We start from the raw sequence: 13,650 nt of genomic DNA, 5'->3' as shown, positions 1-13,650 counted from the left end.
AAAAAACACCCCATCCGCCCCTCTGTGGGGCGAAGAAGGGGGGGGAGCACCAAAAAAAAAACCCTGAAAAAACCCCCTGGGGGGGGGTGCGGGGGGGGGGGGGGCCGGGGGGGCCCCCCCCCCCCCCCCCGCTGACATACCGGCACAACGACCTGGGAGTGTCACAGTGATTATCGTCCGCCCTGAAGCCTATCGCCAGTACCCGGCAGGCCATCACCGATTCACGCTCGTCGTGGAAGATCGGTTCTCCGACCAGGTCCGGCTGGAGCCCCCGAGCCGCTACGAGGCATGGGACACGGTCACGGCCGGACCGGACCGCTCCCTGAGCGACGTACTGCGCTCCGGCATCCCGCGGGACAGTGACGTCCTCGTCGTCGCCCAGGACGACCGGCTGCTGACGGCCTCGGACGCCGAGGTGGGCCCGGACCGTACCGTCGCCGTTGTCCGCGCGGGCACCGGCCCCTTCGCCCTCGACCAGCTGGGCGGACTGCTCACGGCCTTGGAGAAGAGCGACCCCGACACCCTCGACGTCGCCGGCACCGCGCTCGGCGACGCGGTGGCGGGGGCCGGCGGCCTGGTCCTCGAGGAGGCCCTGACCGGGGCCGTGGCGAAGACGACCTTCACCGCGCCGGCCTGGTCCCGGACCGACACCGGCACCTTCCGGACCGGCGCCGCGCAGAGCGCGTTCGTCGGCCTGCGAAGCCTGGACCTCACGGGTGCCGGCACCCGTGTCACCGGCCAGATCGCCGTGAAGGGCTGGTCCGTCGTCCGCACGCGCGAGCCGGGCACGGCAGCCTGCCAGGAACTGTTCGAGAAGCTGTCCGGGCTCTTCCACTACCCGCTCGTCCTCACCATCGAGGACGGGACGGTGACCGACATGAAGGCCACGGAGACCGGGTCGGCCGCCGCGGCCACCGCACTGACACAGCTCTTCGCCACGGACCCCGGCCACGCCAAGGTCACCGGACTGGAGTTCGGCCTCAACCCGGCGGTCCCGCAACTGCCCTTCAACTCCGAGTCCAACGCCGTCGGCACGGGCAAGGCGGCCGCCTCCGTGCACCTGGTGCTCGGCGCGCTGCCGCACACCGAGTTCCAGGTCGTCCTGGACTGCGCCACCAGCTCCCTCGGCGTGCTCGGGGGCGACGCCCCCCTGGCCGGAGCGGGCACGGCCCCCACCGCACAGGGCCCCCGCCGCCGGATGAACCGGGTCTCGGCGGCCAGCTGCGGTTGCCACTGACATGACCGCCACCGACACACCCCTGTGGGAGCAGCGCTTCCGGGCCCCGCGCCACACGCTCCCCGCCTGGGCGAAAAGCTCCCCGGAGCGCTGCGTGTTCGTCAGCGACCGCTCCGGCAACGCCCAGGTCTACTGCTGGGACCGTACGGCCGGCACGCTGCGGCAGGTCACCGACCGGCCCTCCGGCGTCCAGCACTGCGCCATCGAGGCGTCCGGCGAGACCGTGTGGTGGTTCGCCGACACCGACGGGGACGAGCGCGGCCAGTGGATGCGGCAGCCGTTCGGCGGCGGCCCCGACGCGCCCGCCGTACGGGACCTGGAACCGTACTGGCCCGCCGGACTCGCCCTCGGCCTGCGCGGACACAACCTGCTCGGCCACACCACCGAGGACGGCACCGACGTCTCCCTCGTGCTGCCCGGCGGCACGGCCCGCCGCCTCTACCGGCACGAAGAGCCCGCGTACGCCGTCGACCTGTCCCGTGACCTCACCCTTGCCGTCATCGCGCACAGCGAGCGCGGCGACCTGTGGGAGCCGGGCATCCGCGTACTGACGACGGACGGCACCGCCGTCGCCGACCTGGACGGCGAGGCCGTGGGGTTCGCCCCCGTGCCCGGCGACAACCGGCTGCTGGTCCTCCAGCCGCACGAGGACCGCTGGGAGCCCGCCCTCTACGATCCGCGCACCGGTGAACACGTCACCCTCGACCTCGGGCTGCCCGGCGAGGTCTCCGTCGAGTGGGCACAGGACGCCGCGTCCCTGCTCGTCGTCCACGACCACCAGGCGCGTTCCGAGGCGTTCGGCTACGACCTGGCCACCCGTGAGCTGACCCGGCTGAAGATCCCCGACGGCACCATCGAGCACGCGCGCACCCGCCCCGGCGGCGACGTGTGGTTCACGTGGTCCGACTCCGCCCACCCGCCCGTCTTCCGGGCCCTCGACAGCGACCCGCGGTTTCCCGCCACCAGCCGTGCGCCGCAGACCGCGCTCGCCGGTGACGTATGGGTCGACGGCCCCGGCGGCCGGGTCCACGCCCTGCTGAGCCTGCCCCGGACCGGTACGAAGCCGCACCCCGCGGTGTTCCTCCTGCACGGCGGGCCCGACGACCACGACCAGGACGCCTTCGATCCCGAGGCGGCGGCCTGGACGGACGAGGGATTCGCCGTCGTACGCGTCAACTACCGCGGTTCGACGGGCTACGGCCGGGCCTGGACGGAGGCCCTGCGGCGCCGTGTCGGCCACACCGAGCTGGAGGACGTCACCGCGGTTCGGCGGTGGGCCGTCGACCAGGGGATCATCGACCCGGCCCGCCTGGTGCTGGCCGGCTGGTCGTGGGGCGGCTATCTGACCCTGCTGGGACTCGGCACCCGGCCGGACGACTGGACCATCGGCCTGGCCGGCGCCCCGGTCGCCGACTGCGCCGCCGCCCACCACCAGGCGATGGACGACATCAAGGCGCTGGACCGCAGCCTCTTCGGCGGGACACCGGAGGAAGTCCCCGAGGTGTACCGCGACGCCTCGCCCGCCACCTACGCCGATGCCGTCCGCGCGCCGGTCTTCATCAGCGCGGGCGTCAACGACGCCCGGTGCCCCATCGACCAGGCCCGCGCCTACGCCGAGCAGTTGCGCGCCCGTGGCCTGCCGGTGGAGTTCCACGCCATGGACGCGGGCCACAGCGTGACGGCCGTGGAGGAACGCGTCACGGTCTTCCGCCGTCAGCTCGAGTTCACCCGCACCCACCTCGATGCCGCAGGGAGGCTGTCATGACCTGCCGATGCGCCCCTGGGAACATCCATCGCGGCGAGATCGTCGTCCACCGCCCGCGACGGCTCCGGGAACGCCTGCTGCGCTGGCACAGCCCCGCCTGAACACGGCCGGACCCCTCCTACTCCAGGGCCCCGCCCAGCCGGGCCATGTGTGTCCGGAAGGTGTACGAGGGGTCCTCCCGCCGCCGTTCCGCGAACTCCGCCCAGCGCAGTTGCTCGCGCAGGCTCACTCCGCGCAGCGCCTTCTCGGCCTGCCGCTGCTCGGCCGCCACGATGGTCCTGGCGACATCCACGACCTCGGGGTACGTCTTGGCGGGGACGACGATCAGGCCGTCGGAGTCGCCCACCGCGACGTCGCCCGTCTCGAACGGGAACGGCCGCCCCGAGGGGTCACCGGTGTCCGGACGCAAGGTGGGCGACGACGGGCACGGCCCCAGGCTGAACACCGGCAGCCTGATGAGGGCCAGCTCGTCGGTGTCCCGGTGGCATCCCCACACCACCAGCCCCGCCATTCCGGCCAGCCGTGCCTCGATCGCGACGAGGTCGCCCATGCATGCCTCGTCCGTGCGCCCCCCGTTGTCGATGAACAGCACGTCCCCCTCGCGTGCCTCGTCCAGGCCCTGGAAGATCGATGCCACGCCCTCGGTGTGCCGGATCCGGCGCAGCGGGCCGGCGAGCCTCATGCCCGACGCGGCCGGCCGCAGGGGGAGGGGCGGCAAGGTGAGCCGCTGCCCCAACCGGATTCCCGCGTCCCACAGTGCCGCCGTGGGCCACACCTGCCCGTCGGCCGTATCTGCGCTCATGGTGACGGCTCCCCTCATCCCGCGATCAGCCGGGTCACGGCCGCCGCGGCGGCGCCCAGGACGACCACGAGCAAGGTGGGCCACTTCCGCCAGACCCCGAAGGCGCCGACGAGCAGACCCACCACGCGGGCGTCGACCGTCAGCCGCTGCCCGTCGGCGAAGATCTGGGTGGAGATCAGTGCGGCGAGCAGGGTCGGTGCCATCAGGGCCACCACCCGCTGCATCCTCTCCGGCAGCTCCTGGCCGCCCAGCAGCACCGGACCGGTGGCCTTCAGCGCCATCGACACGGCGCCTACGAGAAGCACCGCGAGCCATACTCCGTTCATCACTTCCTCAATCCCAGCAGACAGGCGACCGTGGCCGCGATCAAAGGCACGCCCGGTGAGGCGACCGGTGTCAGCGCCAGTGCGATGGCGACCCCGAGGATCGCGCACACGAGCGCACGCCGGTCGTTGATCTGTCCCTTGAGCAGGGCCAGGAAGAGGACGGGGGACACCACGTCCAGTCCGAAGCGCAGCGGGTCCCCGACATACTCCGCGCCCAGCACGCCGACGGCCGTGCCGCCCACCCAGGCGCAGTAGACCACCACACCCGCGCCGAGCAGCCTTCCGCGCGAGTAGCGGCCCCCGCCCAGGTGTCCCACGGCCCAGGACTCGTCCACCACCAGCTGCGCGGAGAGGAAGCGCTTGAGGGCGTTGCCGCTCATCGCCGGGGCGACGCTGATCCCGATCGGGAGATAGCGGGAGTTGAGCAGGACGGCGGCCACGATGGCGGCGGCGATGCCCCCGCCGGTGCCCACCACGGAGGCGGCCGCGAACTGGGCCGATCCGGCGAAGGTCGTCAGGGACATGGCGATGGGGGCCATGATCCCCATGTCGGCGGCCCGTGCCACCACACCGAAGGACACGGCGAAGCCGAAGACGGCGATCGCCAGCGGGATCGCCATGCGCAGCCCGCGCAGCCACTCTTCCCTGAAGCCGGCCTGGGGATAATACCCTTCAGATGTAACGGGGGGAGCGGGTAATGCCTCTTGGGAGTCCATCGACCCTCCAGTCCGAGCCGGTCCATTGTGACAGATGATACGGAGCCATGATGCGGTTTACTAGTTACTCCGAGGCTTCGGTGACATGGGCCGAGGACCTGGTGAACACCTACAACATCGTCCGCGAGAAGGAGAAGCTGCCGGATGTGGCCGCGCTGACGGAGCTGCTCGTCGCGCACGGCATCCGGATCGGGGAGGTGCCCACCGACAAGGACCTGGAGCGGGCCCGCGCCCTGCGGACGGCCCTGCGGGAAGTGTTCGGCGCCCCGGACGAGGAGACCGCGGTCGCCCTCCTCAACCGCGTCCTCGCCGAGCACCACGCGGTCCCGCACTACACCAACCACGACGGCGCATGGCACCTCCATGTCACCGGCCCGCAGGCGCCACCCGTCGACCAGTACGCCGTGAACGCCGCCATGGGCCTCCTCGGCGTCATCACCACCGCCGGGATGAGCCGCCTGCACGTCTGCCACGGCAACCGCTGCGCGGAAGTGTTCGTGGACGTCTCCCGCAACCAGTCACGTCGCTACTGCAGCCCGCAGATCTGCGGGAACCGCGCGAGCGCCGCCGCGCACCGGGCCCGTCGGCGCGCGAACCCGGCCGGCCGTCAGGACTCGTCGGCGTAGACCGGGGCCGGTTCGCTGCCGAGGCGTGTTCACCGGGCGGATGTGTGCTTCCCGAGGGTGGGGCAGTGTCCCCGGGGCTCGGGGAGGGGGCGAGCGCCGGCTCCGTGCGGAGGGGCCGGGCCGCCACCCGGGCGGTGTGCGCCGGGGCGCGGGACGGCAGCCGCGGCACCCCGGCGCCGACGGCGAGGGCCGGGGCCTCACCGGCGGTCCTGGTGCGGCCGCAGGCGCGCGGCGGCGGCCTTCGGCAGCCACGGTGGGCGGGGCCGGGTGCCGGGTGTCCGGTGGCCGGACGCGGGCCCGGCGGCGTGCCGAGCCATCCGGACCGGGTGGTGCCCGGCCCCCGGCGCGGCCAGGTGCCGGCGAAGCGGTTGGTGCTCCCCGGGCGCGACGGCGCGTCCGGAAACAAGCCGTGTGACCCTTCACGCCCGCACCGTGCACTCGAATGAAGGATGTGCCGGCCGAAAAGATCCGGAAGGATCGTCATCGCCCCGCCGGCACGGCGACTCGGCAGATCAGTGACGGTAATTTCCCCGGAATTCAGATGATCTGCGAAATACGGGCATTCACGGATTCGGTGGTCTAGGAGTTCCATGACGATTTCGGCTGGCGGTGCGCCGCACGCGAAAGGCCCTGCCTACGCGGGTGACGCCGGCGTCACGTTCGCCTTCTCCGCGGCCGGTCCGGCGGAGGAAGCCGCCCGGCGTGCGGTGGTGCGGGCCGCGGACCACCTGCTCGCCCGGCAGGACGCCGGTGGGTGGTGGAAGGGCCGTTTCACGACGGACGTGAGCTATGACGCCCACGATCTCTTCCTGCGCCATCTGCTCGGTGTGCTGGACGACCGCGTGGCCAAGGCGAGCGGCCGGTGGATCCGCTCCCAGCAGAGCGCGGACGGTTCCTGGCCCCTCGTCTTCGAAGGCGCGGGCCACCTGGGAACCACGATCCAGGCGTACATCGCCCTCCGGCTCGCCGGAGACGGCCCGGACGAGGAGCACATGCTCCGGTGCGCCGCGTGGGTGCGCGAACAGGGCGGTGCGGCGGCCGTCCAGCTGGAAGCACGGGTATGGCTCGCCCTGCTCGGCTGGTGGAGCTGGGACGAGCTTCCCGAGATCCCCCCGGAGATCATCGCCCTGCCCAAGTGGGCGCCGCTGAACATCTACTCGTTCAGTTCCATCATGCGCCTGGCGCTCGTCTCCCTCAGCGTCATCCGCACGCATCGCCCGGTGCGGCCCGCTCCCTTCGGCATCGACGAACTCTTCGCTCCGTCCCCAGCGAGTCCGCCGGCACCGGACAGCGGCTGGGAGAGGCTCTTTCGGCGGCTGAACGCCACGGTGCGCGTGTGCTCCAAGGGCATCCCCCGCCCGGTGCGCCAAGCCGCGGAGAACGCCTGCGTCCGCTGGCTCCTCGAGCGTCAGGAACAGGACGGCAGCTGGGGAGCGTGCACCCCGATGACCACGTGGGTCATCCTCGCCCTGCACCTGCACGGCTACCCCCCGGACCACCCGGTGCTCAAGGCCGCCTGGGGCTTCCTGGAGGACTGCGGCGCGTGGCCCGAGGACGGCGTACGGGCCCTGCACACCGTGCACAGCCCGGTATGGGACACCTGCCTGTCCGCCACCGCGCTGCTCGACGCCGGCCTGGCGACCGACCACCCCGCGCTGGTCAAGGCCGCCGACTGGCTGCTCACCCGGCAGGCCGACCGGCCCGGCGACTGGGCCGCACGGCGGCCCCGGCTGGCTCCCGGCGGCTGGGCCTTCCAGTTCCACAACCGGACCTACCCCGACAACGACGACACCTGCGAGGCGGTCCTCGCACTGCACCGGGTGAGCCACCCCGATCCGGCACGCGTCGACGACGCGCTCGGCAGAGCGGTGCGGTGGTGCCTCGGCATGCAGAGCCGCGACGGCGGATGGGCGGCCTTCGACGTGGACAACACCAGCGCCCTCCCCGCCAAGGTCCCGTTCTTCGACTTCGGCGAGTTCTGCACCGACCCGCCCACCGCCGACATCACCGCCCACGTGGTGGAGATGCTGGCCGCGCTGGGAAGGGAACACGACCCCCGCACCCGCCGTGCCGTCCGCTGGCTGCTCGGGCAGCAGGAGGCGAACGGTGCGTGGTACGGACGCTGGGGCGTGAACCACCTCTACGGCACCGGTTGTGTCCTTCCCGCCCTCGCCGCCGCCGGAGTACCCCGCGGACACGCGGCCGTCCGGCGTGCCGTCGCCTGGCTGACGTCGGTGCGGAACGCGGACGGCGGCTGGGGCGAGAGCTGGCAGTCGTACGCCGATCCGGACCGCGCCGGCCGTGGCCCGTCCACCCCCTCGCAGACCGCCTGGGCACTGCTCGCGCTGCTCGCGGCGGGAGAGCGCGACAGCGCCGTGGTGCGGGACGGGATCCGCTGGCTGACCGAGAGGCAGACGGACGAAGGCACCTGGGAGGAGCCGCAGTTCACCGGCACGCTCGTCCCCCGGGCCGTGGCCGCGCACTACGGGTACTACGGGCACGTCTTCCCCCTGATGGCGCTGGGCCGTTATGTCCAGCGCACCTGTCACGCACGTGAGGTGCGGGTGGGCCGGCAACGAAAAGAAGCGACGACGGGGCCGGACCAGTGACCGGCCACCCCTCTGAAAGGCGCCCTCGTGATGAGTGCTGAAACACTGGCGGTCGAGTCCGACTTCTTCGCACCGCGCACCGCGATCGACAACCTCCTGTTCGAGTTCCTGACGGAGAAGGCACGGACCGCCCCCGTGGCCGGGCAGTCGGCGCCCATCCTCATGCTGCGTGACTTCATCTCCGGCGGAAAGAGGGTCCGTCCGCTGCTGTGCGTGACCGGATGGATCGCGGCAGGGGGGCGGGGTGACATCACACAGGCCGTCAGGCTGGCCGCCTCCATCGAGCTGGCACACACGTGCGCGCTCATCCACGACGACATCATGGACGCGTCCGACAGCCGCCGCGGGCGCCCCACGGTCCACCGGGCGCTGGCCGACCGGCACCACGTACCGCGGCTGGCGCAGCAGTACGGGCTCGGCGGAGCGATCCTCCTCGGCGACCTCGCCCTCGTCTGGTCCGACGAGTTGCTCCACACCACTCCCATGCCCGACGCCCACCGCGCCGGGGTCCTGCACTGCGTCGACCTCGCACGCAGCGAACTGATCGCCGGCCAGCACCTGGACCTGCTGACCACCGGCAAACTCCACGCGAGCATCGAGACGTTGCTCAGCGTCATCCGCTACAAGACCGCCAAATACACCATCGAGCGCCCCTTGCAGGTGGGGGCGGCCCTCGCCGGCGCCGGGCAGGACGTCATGAACGCCTGCAGCGCCTACGGCATCCCCCTCGGCGAGGCGTTCCAGCTCCGTGACGACATCCTCGGCGTGTTCGGGGACCCGGCCCGGACGGGCAAGTCCCGACTGGACGATCTGCGCGAGGGCAAGTCCACCAGCCTCATCGTCCATGCCCTGAGAGCCTGCGGCCCGGTTCAGGCCGGCCGGCTGCACGCGCTGATCGGCGACCCCGACCTCGGGGAGCAGGAAGCCGCGGAGGTCTGCGACATCCTCACCAGCACGGGCGCTCGCCGGGCGGTCGAGCGGATGATCGAGGAAAGATACCGGCAGGCCCTGGACTCCCTGGCCCTGGCCCCCTTCCCCGCCGACGCCGTCCGCACGCTGAAGGACGTCGCGGAGGCGGTCGTACACCGCACCGCGTGAAGCCCGGCCCAGTCGCCGACCGACACCAGGAGACACCCCCGGCCGTCCACCGGCCCGGCCGACCACGGAGTACGGACCCACAGTGATGACCACGACCGCGCCCGCGGTGGTTCTCCAGAACGCCTGGCGCGAGATTCGCCTGAGCTGGCTGTTCATCAGCGCCGACCGCTGGACCACCATCTTCCCCGCCACCTGCTTCGTCATGGCGGCCGTCGTCCACGCCCGGCTGCCCCCGTCCGAAGCCGTGCTCACCCTGGTGTCCGGCGCCCTGTACTTCTGGCTGTTCGTCTACGAACACACGCTGGCCAACCAACTCGTCGGCGTCGAAGAGGACCGCGTCAACAAGCCCTTCCGGCCCCTGGTCACCGGCCAGAGCAGTATCCGCGGCGCGCGGCTGCGCCTGAACGCCGTCCGGGTCCTCTTCCCCGTGTACGGGTACTGCCTGGGCGTCCTGGAGTGGGCCCTGATGTGGCAGATCCTCTCCTTGCTGCAACACGAGTACGGCTGGGGCCGGCACTGGCTGGGCAGGAACCTCTACGCCGGCGTCGGAGTCGTCGCCCAACTGGCCGCCGCCTGGGAGATGGTCACCGCCATGACACCGGACGCCTGGCGCTGGATCGCGACCCTCACGGTCACCGTGACCCTCCTCATGTCCGTCCAGGACCTCCGCGACATGACCGGCGACCGGGCGGTGCACCGCTCCACCATGCCGCTGGTCTTCGGCGAGAGACCCACCCGGGTCTTCCTGTGCGCCGGTTTCGCCGTCGGCCCCCTGGCCATCCACCACTTCCTCATGGAGCCCGCCGGCCCGCACTGGTGGATCATCGCCACGGACGCGGTGCTGTGCGGTCTGAGCCTGGTGCTCTCCGTCCGGGTGATGCTGTCGCGGGGCCGGGAACAGGACCAGCGCAGCTACCGCCTGGTGGAACAGTGGTACACCCTCGCCCTCGCCGCTTCCGTCTACACGCTTCGCTGAGGGGAGGGTCCGACGTGACCGCAGAGGCCACGCAACACGTGCGGCACCAGTCACGGCTGCGGATCAGCGGCGTGTGGAAGGCGTACGGCCGCAGGCACGTCCTGCGCGGTGCCGACCTCGACGTGCCGGCCGGGGCGCTGATCGGCGTCGTCGGCGAGAACGGCGCGGGCAAGAGCACGCTGCTCCGGATCGCCATGGGGCACCTGGCGCCCGACCGGGGCACGGTGGAGCGCACCGGCAAGGCGGGATACTGCCCACAACACGCGGTGCTGAACGAGTCGTTCACCGTCATGCAGCACCTTCGTCTCTTCCAGGCCGCCTACCGGCTGCCGACCCTCACACGTGCCCACGAGCTGATGGACCTCCTGGCGTTCGCCGGCTGCGGCCGGCAGCGAGCGGGGGACCTCAGCGGAGGCACGCGGCAGAAGCTGAACCTCCTGCTCGCCCTGATGCACGATCCGCAGCTCCTGGTGCTCGACGAGCCCTATCAGGGTTTCGACTGGGACACGCATCAGCGCTTCTGGGCGCTCGCCGCCCACCTGCGCGACCAGGGCAGGTCGATCGTCGTGGTCTCGCACCTGCTGCACGACATGCACCACTTCGACGCGGTGGGCCACCTGCGCGACGGCCGCCTCGACATGGAGAGGACCGTCCGATGACGTTCCGCCCTTCGGCTTACACCGAAATGCTGCGCTGCACCCTCCTCGGCCACCTGCGCAGCCGCATGGCGGTGCTCCTGGCGGTCGCGTTCATCCCCGCCTGGATCATGGTGGCACGGCTGTGCGCGTCGGACCGGGTCCTGCGGTTCCCCCTGGCATCCGTGCACGCCGACGTCCACGCGCCGGCGAATCATGTCAGCCAGGTGGTGAACGCCCTCGCCGCCGTCACCTTGGTCACGGGGTTCTCGATGTTCATGGAGACCTTCAAAGCCGGGGAGATGGACCGCCGCCTGGTCCTGGCCGGCTACCCGAAAGTCCAGATGCTGCTGGCCAAGGTCACCGCCGTCGCCGTCGTCACCACCCTCATCGCCGTGTACACCACGGTCCTGCTCCGCGGCTCGCTGCCGGTGCGCCAGCTGGGCCCGCTGACCCTCGCCGTGCTCGGGGCCGGCCTCGCCTACGGCGGCATCGGCCTCCTGCTCGGCTCGTTGGTACGCGGCGAGCTGGAGGGCTTCTTCCTCGTCATCATGCTCAGCCTGGTCGACACCGGCCTGCAGAACCCCGTCCTCAACGTCGCCGACCTGACCGGACTGAGCGCCCTTCCCCTGTACGGCGCGTGCCAGTCCGCGCTGGCCGCGGCGTTCACGTCCCTCACCTCCTGGCCGTACGGACTGCTCTCGTTCGCCTGGTCCGCCTCGACCAGCGCGCTGGCCCTGCTTGCCTTCCACCTGCGCACCCGCTCCCACTGCCGGATCGCCGCGGACCCGGTGGCCCGACCCGCCTGGAACCGGCGGCCGGTCTCGCCCCGTTCGTAGGCGGGCTCGTGCGGCGTGGAGGTGCGGACGTCGCGCCGGAAACGGCCGAGGTCCTCGACAGCCCCTGTTGACACGGGGGCGGCACCGGGGAACAGTCCGTGCCATCCGGCCGCACAGCGGCTCCCTCGCGAAGAATGGAACGACGATGGCCTCGACCTCCGCTCCGGACAGCGCCGCCGCACACCGCCGCCGGACGGCCCCCGCCCGGTCCGGCCTCCTGGCCGGTCTGACGGCCGCGATCGCCGGGCTGCTGCTGACGGTGGCGGCCCCGGCCCAGGCCGCCGGTCCCTACCGGTACGCCATGGCGAAGGACATCGGCACCCGGCTGACCGTCTGTGCCCAGGACCTGGACGTGCGCAGTTCGCGGGGCGGCCCGGCCTTCAACCAACTGCACCGGTCCCAGACGTTCACCGTCGAGGGCGTGGACGGCGAGTTCGGCAGCGAGTGGGTCTACGGCTTCGCCTACGGCAACGTCAACGCCCGCGGCTTCGTCCAGAACGGCTGGTTCTGCTGAGCGGATCCGCCGGCAATCCGGTCCTCGCCGAGGTCGTCCGCTCCGGGTTCGTCGAGGGGCGGCACCGTGGGAGCCTGGTGCTGCTCGGTGCGGACGGCTCGGTGGAACGGGCGCTCGGCGACGTGACGTCCCCGGTCTTCCCGCGCTCCGCCAACAAGCCGATGCAGGCGGCGGGCATCCTGCGGGCCGGCCTCGACCTCGCGGGGGAGCGGCTCGCCCTGACGGCGGGGAGTCACTCCGGGGAACCCTTCCACCGCGACCTGGTGCGGAAGATGCTGGACGAGCACCGGCTGACCCCGGAACACCTGCGGTGCCCGCCCTCCCTCCCGCTGGACCAGCGGGAGCAGGAGGCATGGCTGGCGGCGGGCGGCCGGCCCGACCGCGTGGCCATGAACTGCTCCGGCAAACACGCGGGGATGCTCGCGGCCGCCGCCCTCAGGCGCTGGCCGCTGGAGTCCTATCTCGATCCCGGCCATCCGCTCCAGCGGATCATCCGCACGGTGGTCGAGGAGACGGCCGGAGAGCCGGTGGCCGCCGTCGGGGTGGACGGCTGCGGGGCGCCCCTGCCGGCGATCAGTCTCACAGGACTCGCCCGCGCCTTCCGCGCCGTCGCCCGCGCCGCCCCCGGCAGCCCGGAACGGCGCGTCGCCGACGCCATGCGCGCCCACCCCGAGTACGTCGCGGGCACCCGCCGCCACGACACCTGGCTCATGCGGGAGGTCCCGGGCGCCTTGTCCAAGGTGGGCGCGGAAGCCGTCCAGGCCGTCGCGCTGCCCGACGGCCGTGCCCTCGCCCTCAAGATCGACGACGGCGGCACCCGAACCCTCGGCCCGGTCCTCGCCCGCGCCCTGCGCCTCCTCGGCGTGACGGCACCGGTCGTGGACCGGGTCGGCCGGACGCCGGTCCTGGGCGGCGGCAGGGAAGTGGGGGAGGTTCGCGCGGCGTTCTGATCCGCGTGCTCATTCCTGGCGGACGGGGCCGAACGCAGCGAAGACCCCCGTGCCGAGGTGGCAGGGGGTCTTCGCCGGGCGGGGATCAGAGGCGGTTGGCCGTCAGGGTGACGGTGAACGTCTCGAGGAGGTTGCCCTGGGTGTCGTAGCGGCCCGACGTGCCGGTCGAGGACCAGGTGCTGCCGCTGATGGTGCCGGTCTGGTCCGCCTTGATGTAGGAGACGACGGCGCCGGTGGAGTCGTAGATCGGGTGCTCCAGGTGGAAGGTGAACGTGGAGCCGCTCTGCTTCCAGGTGCCGGTGGCGAGGTAGGCGTTGTCCTCCGGGATCATCTTCAGGGTGCCGTTGCCGTAGAAGAAGAAGTGCGGCTGGACGGGGTTGGGGCCGGCGGTGCCGGAGCCCTGCCACTCGCCGGCCAGGCTGGCGTACGTCGTGTCGGCGGCGATCGGGGCGTCGGCGGTGGTGGTGGCGGACGCGGTGGCGGCGCCCAGGCCCGTCAGGGCGAGTACGGCGGTGGCGGCGACGACGCCGGCGCGGGTGGCGATGCTGCGCATGAAG

The 13,650-nt window shown here is 72.1% G+C and carries 14 protein-coding genes; 10 read left to right on the top strand and 4 right to left on the bottom strand.

The annotated features are described in order from the left end of the window. The first annotated feature begins 232 nt into the window (after positions 1-232). Positions 233-1,237, top strand: a complete 1,005-nt coding sequence (locus ACZ4W9_RS38535; RefSeq protein ID WP_467943894.1) for a hypothetical protein — start codon at positions 233-235, stop codon at positions 1,235-1,237. A gap of 1 nt (position 1,238) precedes the next feature. Further along, a complete protein-coding gene (locus ACZ4W9_RS38530; protein WP_467943893.1) occupies positions 1,239-3,002 on the top strand; it encodes a S9 family peptidase in 1,764 nt (587 codons plus the stop codon). A gap of 118 nt (positions 3,003-3,120) precedes the next feature. Here ACZ4W9_RS38530 and ACZ4W9_RS38525 read toward each other — a convergent pair whose 3' ends face one another. Genes ACZ4W9_RS38525 through ACZ4W9_RS38515 form a run of 3 tightly spaced genes read right to left on the bottom strand, consistent with a single transcriptional unit; the run spans position 3,121 to position 4,750 of the window. Beyond that, complete coding sequence (locus ACZ4W9_RS38525) at positions 3,121-3,804, bottom strand: RraA family protein (RefSeq protein WP_467943892.1); 684 nt, start codon at positions 3,802-3,804, stop codon at positions 3,121-3,123. A gap of 14 nt (positions 3,805-3,818) precedes the next feature. Continuing rightward, positions 3,819-4,130 (bottom strand): AzlD domain-containing protein, encoded by a 312-nt coding sequence (locus ACZ4W9_RS38520; protein WP_318205584.1) that lies wholly within the window; start codon positions 4,128-4,130, stop codon positions 3,819-3,821. Next, on the bottom strand, positions 4,130-4,750 hold the full coding sequence (locus ACZ4W9_RS38515) for an AzlC family ABC transporter permease (RefSeq protein ID WP_467943891.1): 621 nt from the start codon (positions 4,748-4,750) through the stop codon (positions 4,130-4,132). The genes ACZ4W9_RS38520 and ACZ4W9_RS38515 overlap by 1 nt, the downstream gene beginning before the upstream one ends. A 143-nt stretch (positions 4,751-4,893) precedes the next feature. On the opposite strand from ACZ4W9_RS38515, the gene ACZ4W9_RS38510 reads away from it, so the two are divergent. The 8 genes from ACZ4W9_RS38510 to ACZ4W9_RS38475 all read left to right on the top strand — a co-directional run bounded on the left by ACZ4W9_RS38510 (position 4,894) and on the right by ACZ4W9_RS38475 (position 13,093). Continuing rightward, on the top strand, positions 4,894-5,472 hold the full coding sequence (locus ACZ4W9_RS38510; RefSeq protein WP_467943890.1) for a CGNR zinc finger domain-containing protein: 579 nt from the start codon (positions 4,894-4,896) through the stop codon (positions 5,470-5,472). A 590-nt stretch (positions 5,473-6,062) separates the two neighbouring features. Then, entirely contained in the window at positions 6,063-8,081 is a 2,019-nt protein-coding gene (shc, locus tag ACZ4W9_RS38505; RefSeq protein WP_467943889.1) for a squalene--hopene cyclase, read from the top strand. Positions 8,082-8,111: 30 nt separating this feature from the next. After that, positions 8,112-9,179 (top strand): polyprenyl synthetase family protein, encoded by a 1,068-nt coding sequence (locus tag ACZ4W9_RS38500; RefSeq protein WP_467943888.1) that lies wholly within the window; start codon positions 8,112-8,114, stop codon positions 9,177-9,179. A gap of 85 nt (positions 9,180-9,264) precedes the next feature. Then, complete coding sequence (locus ACZ4W9_RS38495) at positions 9,265-10,155, top strand: UbiA family prenyltransferase (RefSeq protein ID WP_467943887.1); 891 nt, start codon at positions 9,265-9,267, stop codon at positions 10,153-10,155. Positions 10,156-10,169: 14 nt separating this feature from the next. Continuing rightward, positions 10,170-10,814, top strand: coding sequence for an ABC transporter ATP-binding protein (locus ACZ4W9_RS38490; protein WP_467943886.1), 645 nt, complete (start codon positions 10,170-10,172; stop codon positions 10,812-10,814). Continuing rightward, complete coding sequence (locus ACZ4W9_RS38485; protein ID WP_467943885.1) at positions 10,811-11,629, top strand: hypothetical protein; 819 nt, start codon at positions 10,811-10,813, stop codon at positions 11,627-11,629. Before ACZ4W9_RS38490 ends, ACZ4W9_RS38485 begins: the two co-directional genes overlap by 4 nt. Before the next feature lie 145 nt (positions 11,630-11,774). After that, the gene (locus tag ACZ4W9_RS38480) at positions 11,775-12,143 is read left to right on the top strand and encodes a hypothetical protein (RefSeq protein WP_467943884.1); all 369 of its coding nucleotides are present in this window, start codon (positions 11,775-11,777) and stop codon (positions 12,141-12,143) included. Next, a complete protein-coding gene (locus ACZ4W9_RS38475; protein WP_467943897.1) occupies positions 12,131-13,093 on the top strand; it encodes an asparaginase in 963 nt (320 codons plus the stop codon). Before ACZ4W9_RS38480 ends, ACZ4W9_RS38475 begins: the two co-directional genes overlap by 13 nt. An 85-nt stretch (positions 13,094-13,178) precedes the next feature. Here ACZ4W9_RS38475 and ACZ4W9_RS38470 read toward each other — a convergent pair whose 3' ends face one another. Then, the gene (locus ACZ4W9_RS38470) at positions 13,179-13,646 is read right to left on the bottom strand and encodes a hypothetical protein (RefSeq protein ID WP_467943883.1); all 468 of its coding nucleotides are present in this window, start codon (positions 13,644-13,646) and stop codon (positions 13,179-13,181) included. Between the last annotated feature and the right edge of the window lie 4 nt (positions 13,647-13,650).

The organism is Streptomyces sp. NPDC029296, assembly GCF_055569255.1.
This window is presented reverse-complemented; position numbering and strand designations above follow the sequence as displayed.

Coding starts and splice junctions, on each gene's coding strand:
- ACZ4W9_RS38530 (WP_467943893.1), top strand. CDS start 1,239: ATGACCGCCACCGACACACCCCTGTGGGAGCAGCGCTTCCGGGCCCCG.
- ACZ4W9_RS38525 (WP_467943892.1), bottom strand. CDS start 3,804: ATGAGCGCAGATACGGCCGACGGGCAGGTGTGGCCCACGGCGGCACTG.
- ACZ4W9_RS38520 (WP_318205584.1), bottom strand. CDS start 4,130: ATGAACGGAGTATGGCTCGCGGTGCTTCTCGTAGGCGCCGTGTCGATG.
- ACZ4W9_RS38515 (WP_467943891.1), bottom strand. CDS start 4,750: ATGGCGATCCCGCTGGCGATCGCCGTCTTCGGCTTCGCCGTGTCCTTC.
- ACZ4W9_RS38510 (WP_467943890.1), top strand. CDS start 4,894: ATGATGCGGTTTACTAGTTACTCCGAGGCTTCGGTGACATGGGCCGAG.
- shc (WP_467943889.1), top strand. CDS start 6,063: ATGACGATTTCGGCTGGCGGTGCGCCGCACGCGAAAGGCCCTGCCTAC.
- ACZ4W9_RS38500 (WP_467943888.1), top strand. CDS start 8,112: ATGAGTGCTGAAACACTGGCGGTCGAGTCCGACTTCTTCGCACCGCGC.
- ACZ4W9_RS38495 (WP_467943887.1), top strand. CDS start 9,265: ATGACCACGACCGCGCCCGCGGTGGTTCTCCAGAACGCCTGGCGCGAG.
- ACZ4W9_RS38485 (WP_467943885.1), top strand. CDS start 10,811: ATGACGTTCCGCCCTTCGGCTTACACCGAAATGCTGCGCTGCACCCTC.
- ACZ4W9_RS38480 (WP_467943884.1), top strand. CDS start 11,775: ATGGCCTCGACCTCCGCTCCGGACAGCGCCGCCGCACACCGCCGCCGG.
- ACZ4W9_RS38470 (WP_467943883.1), bottom strand. CDS start 13,646: ATGCGCAGCATCGCCACCCGCGCCGGCGTCGTCGCCGCCACCGCCGTA.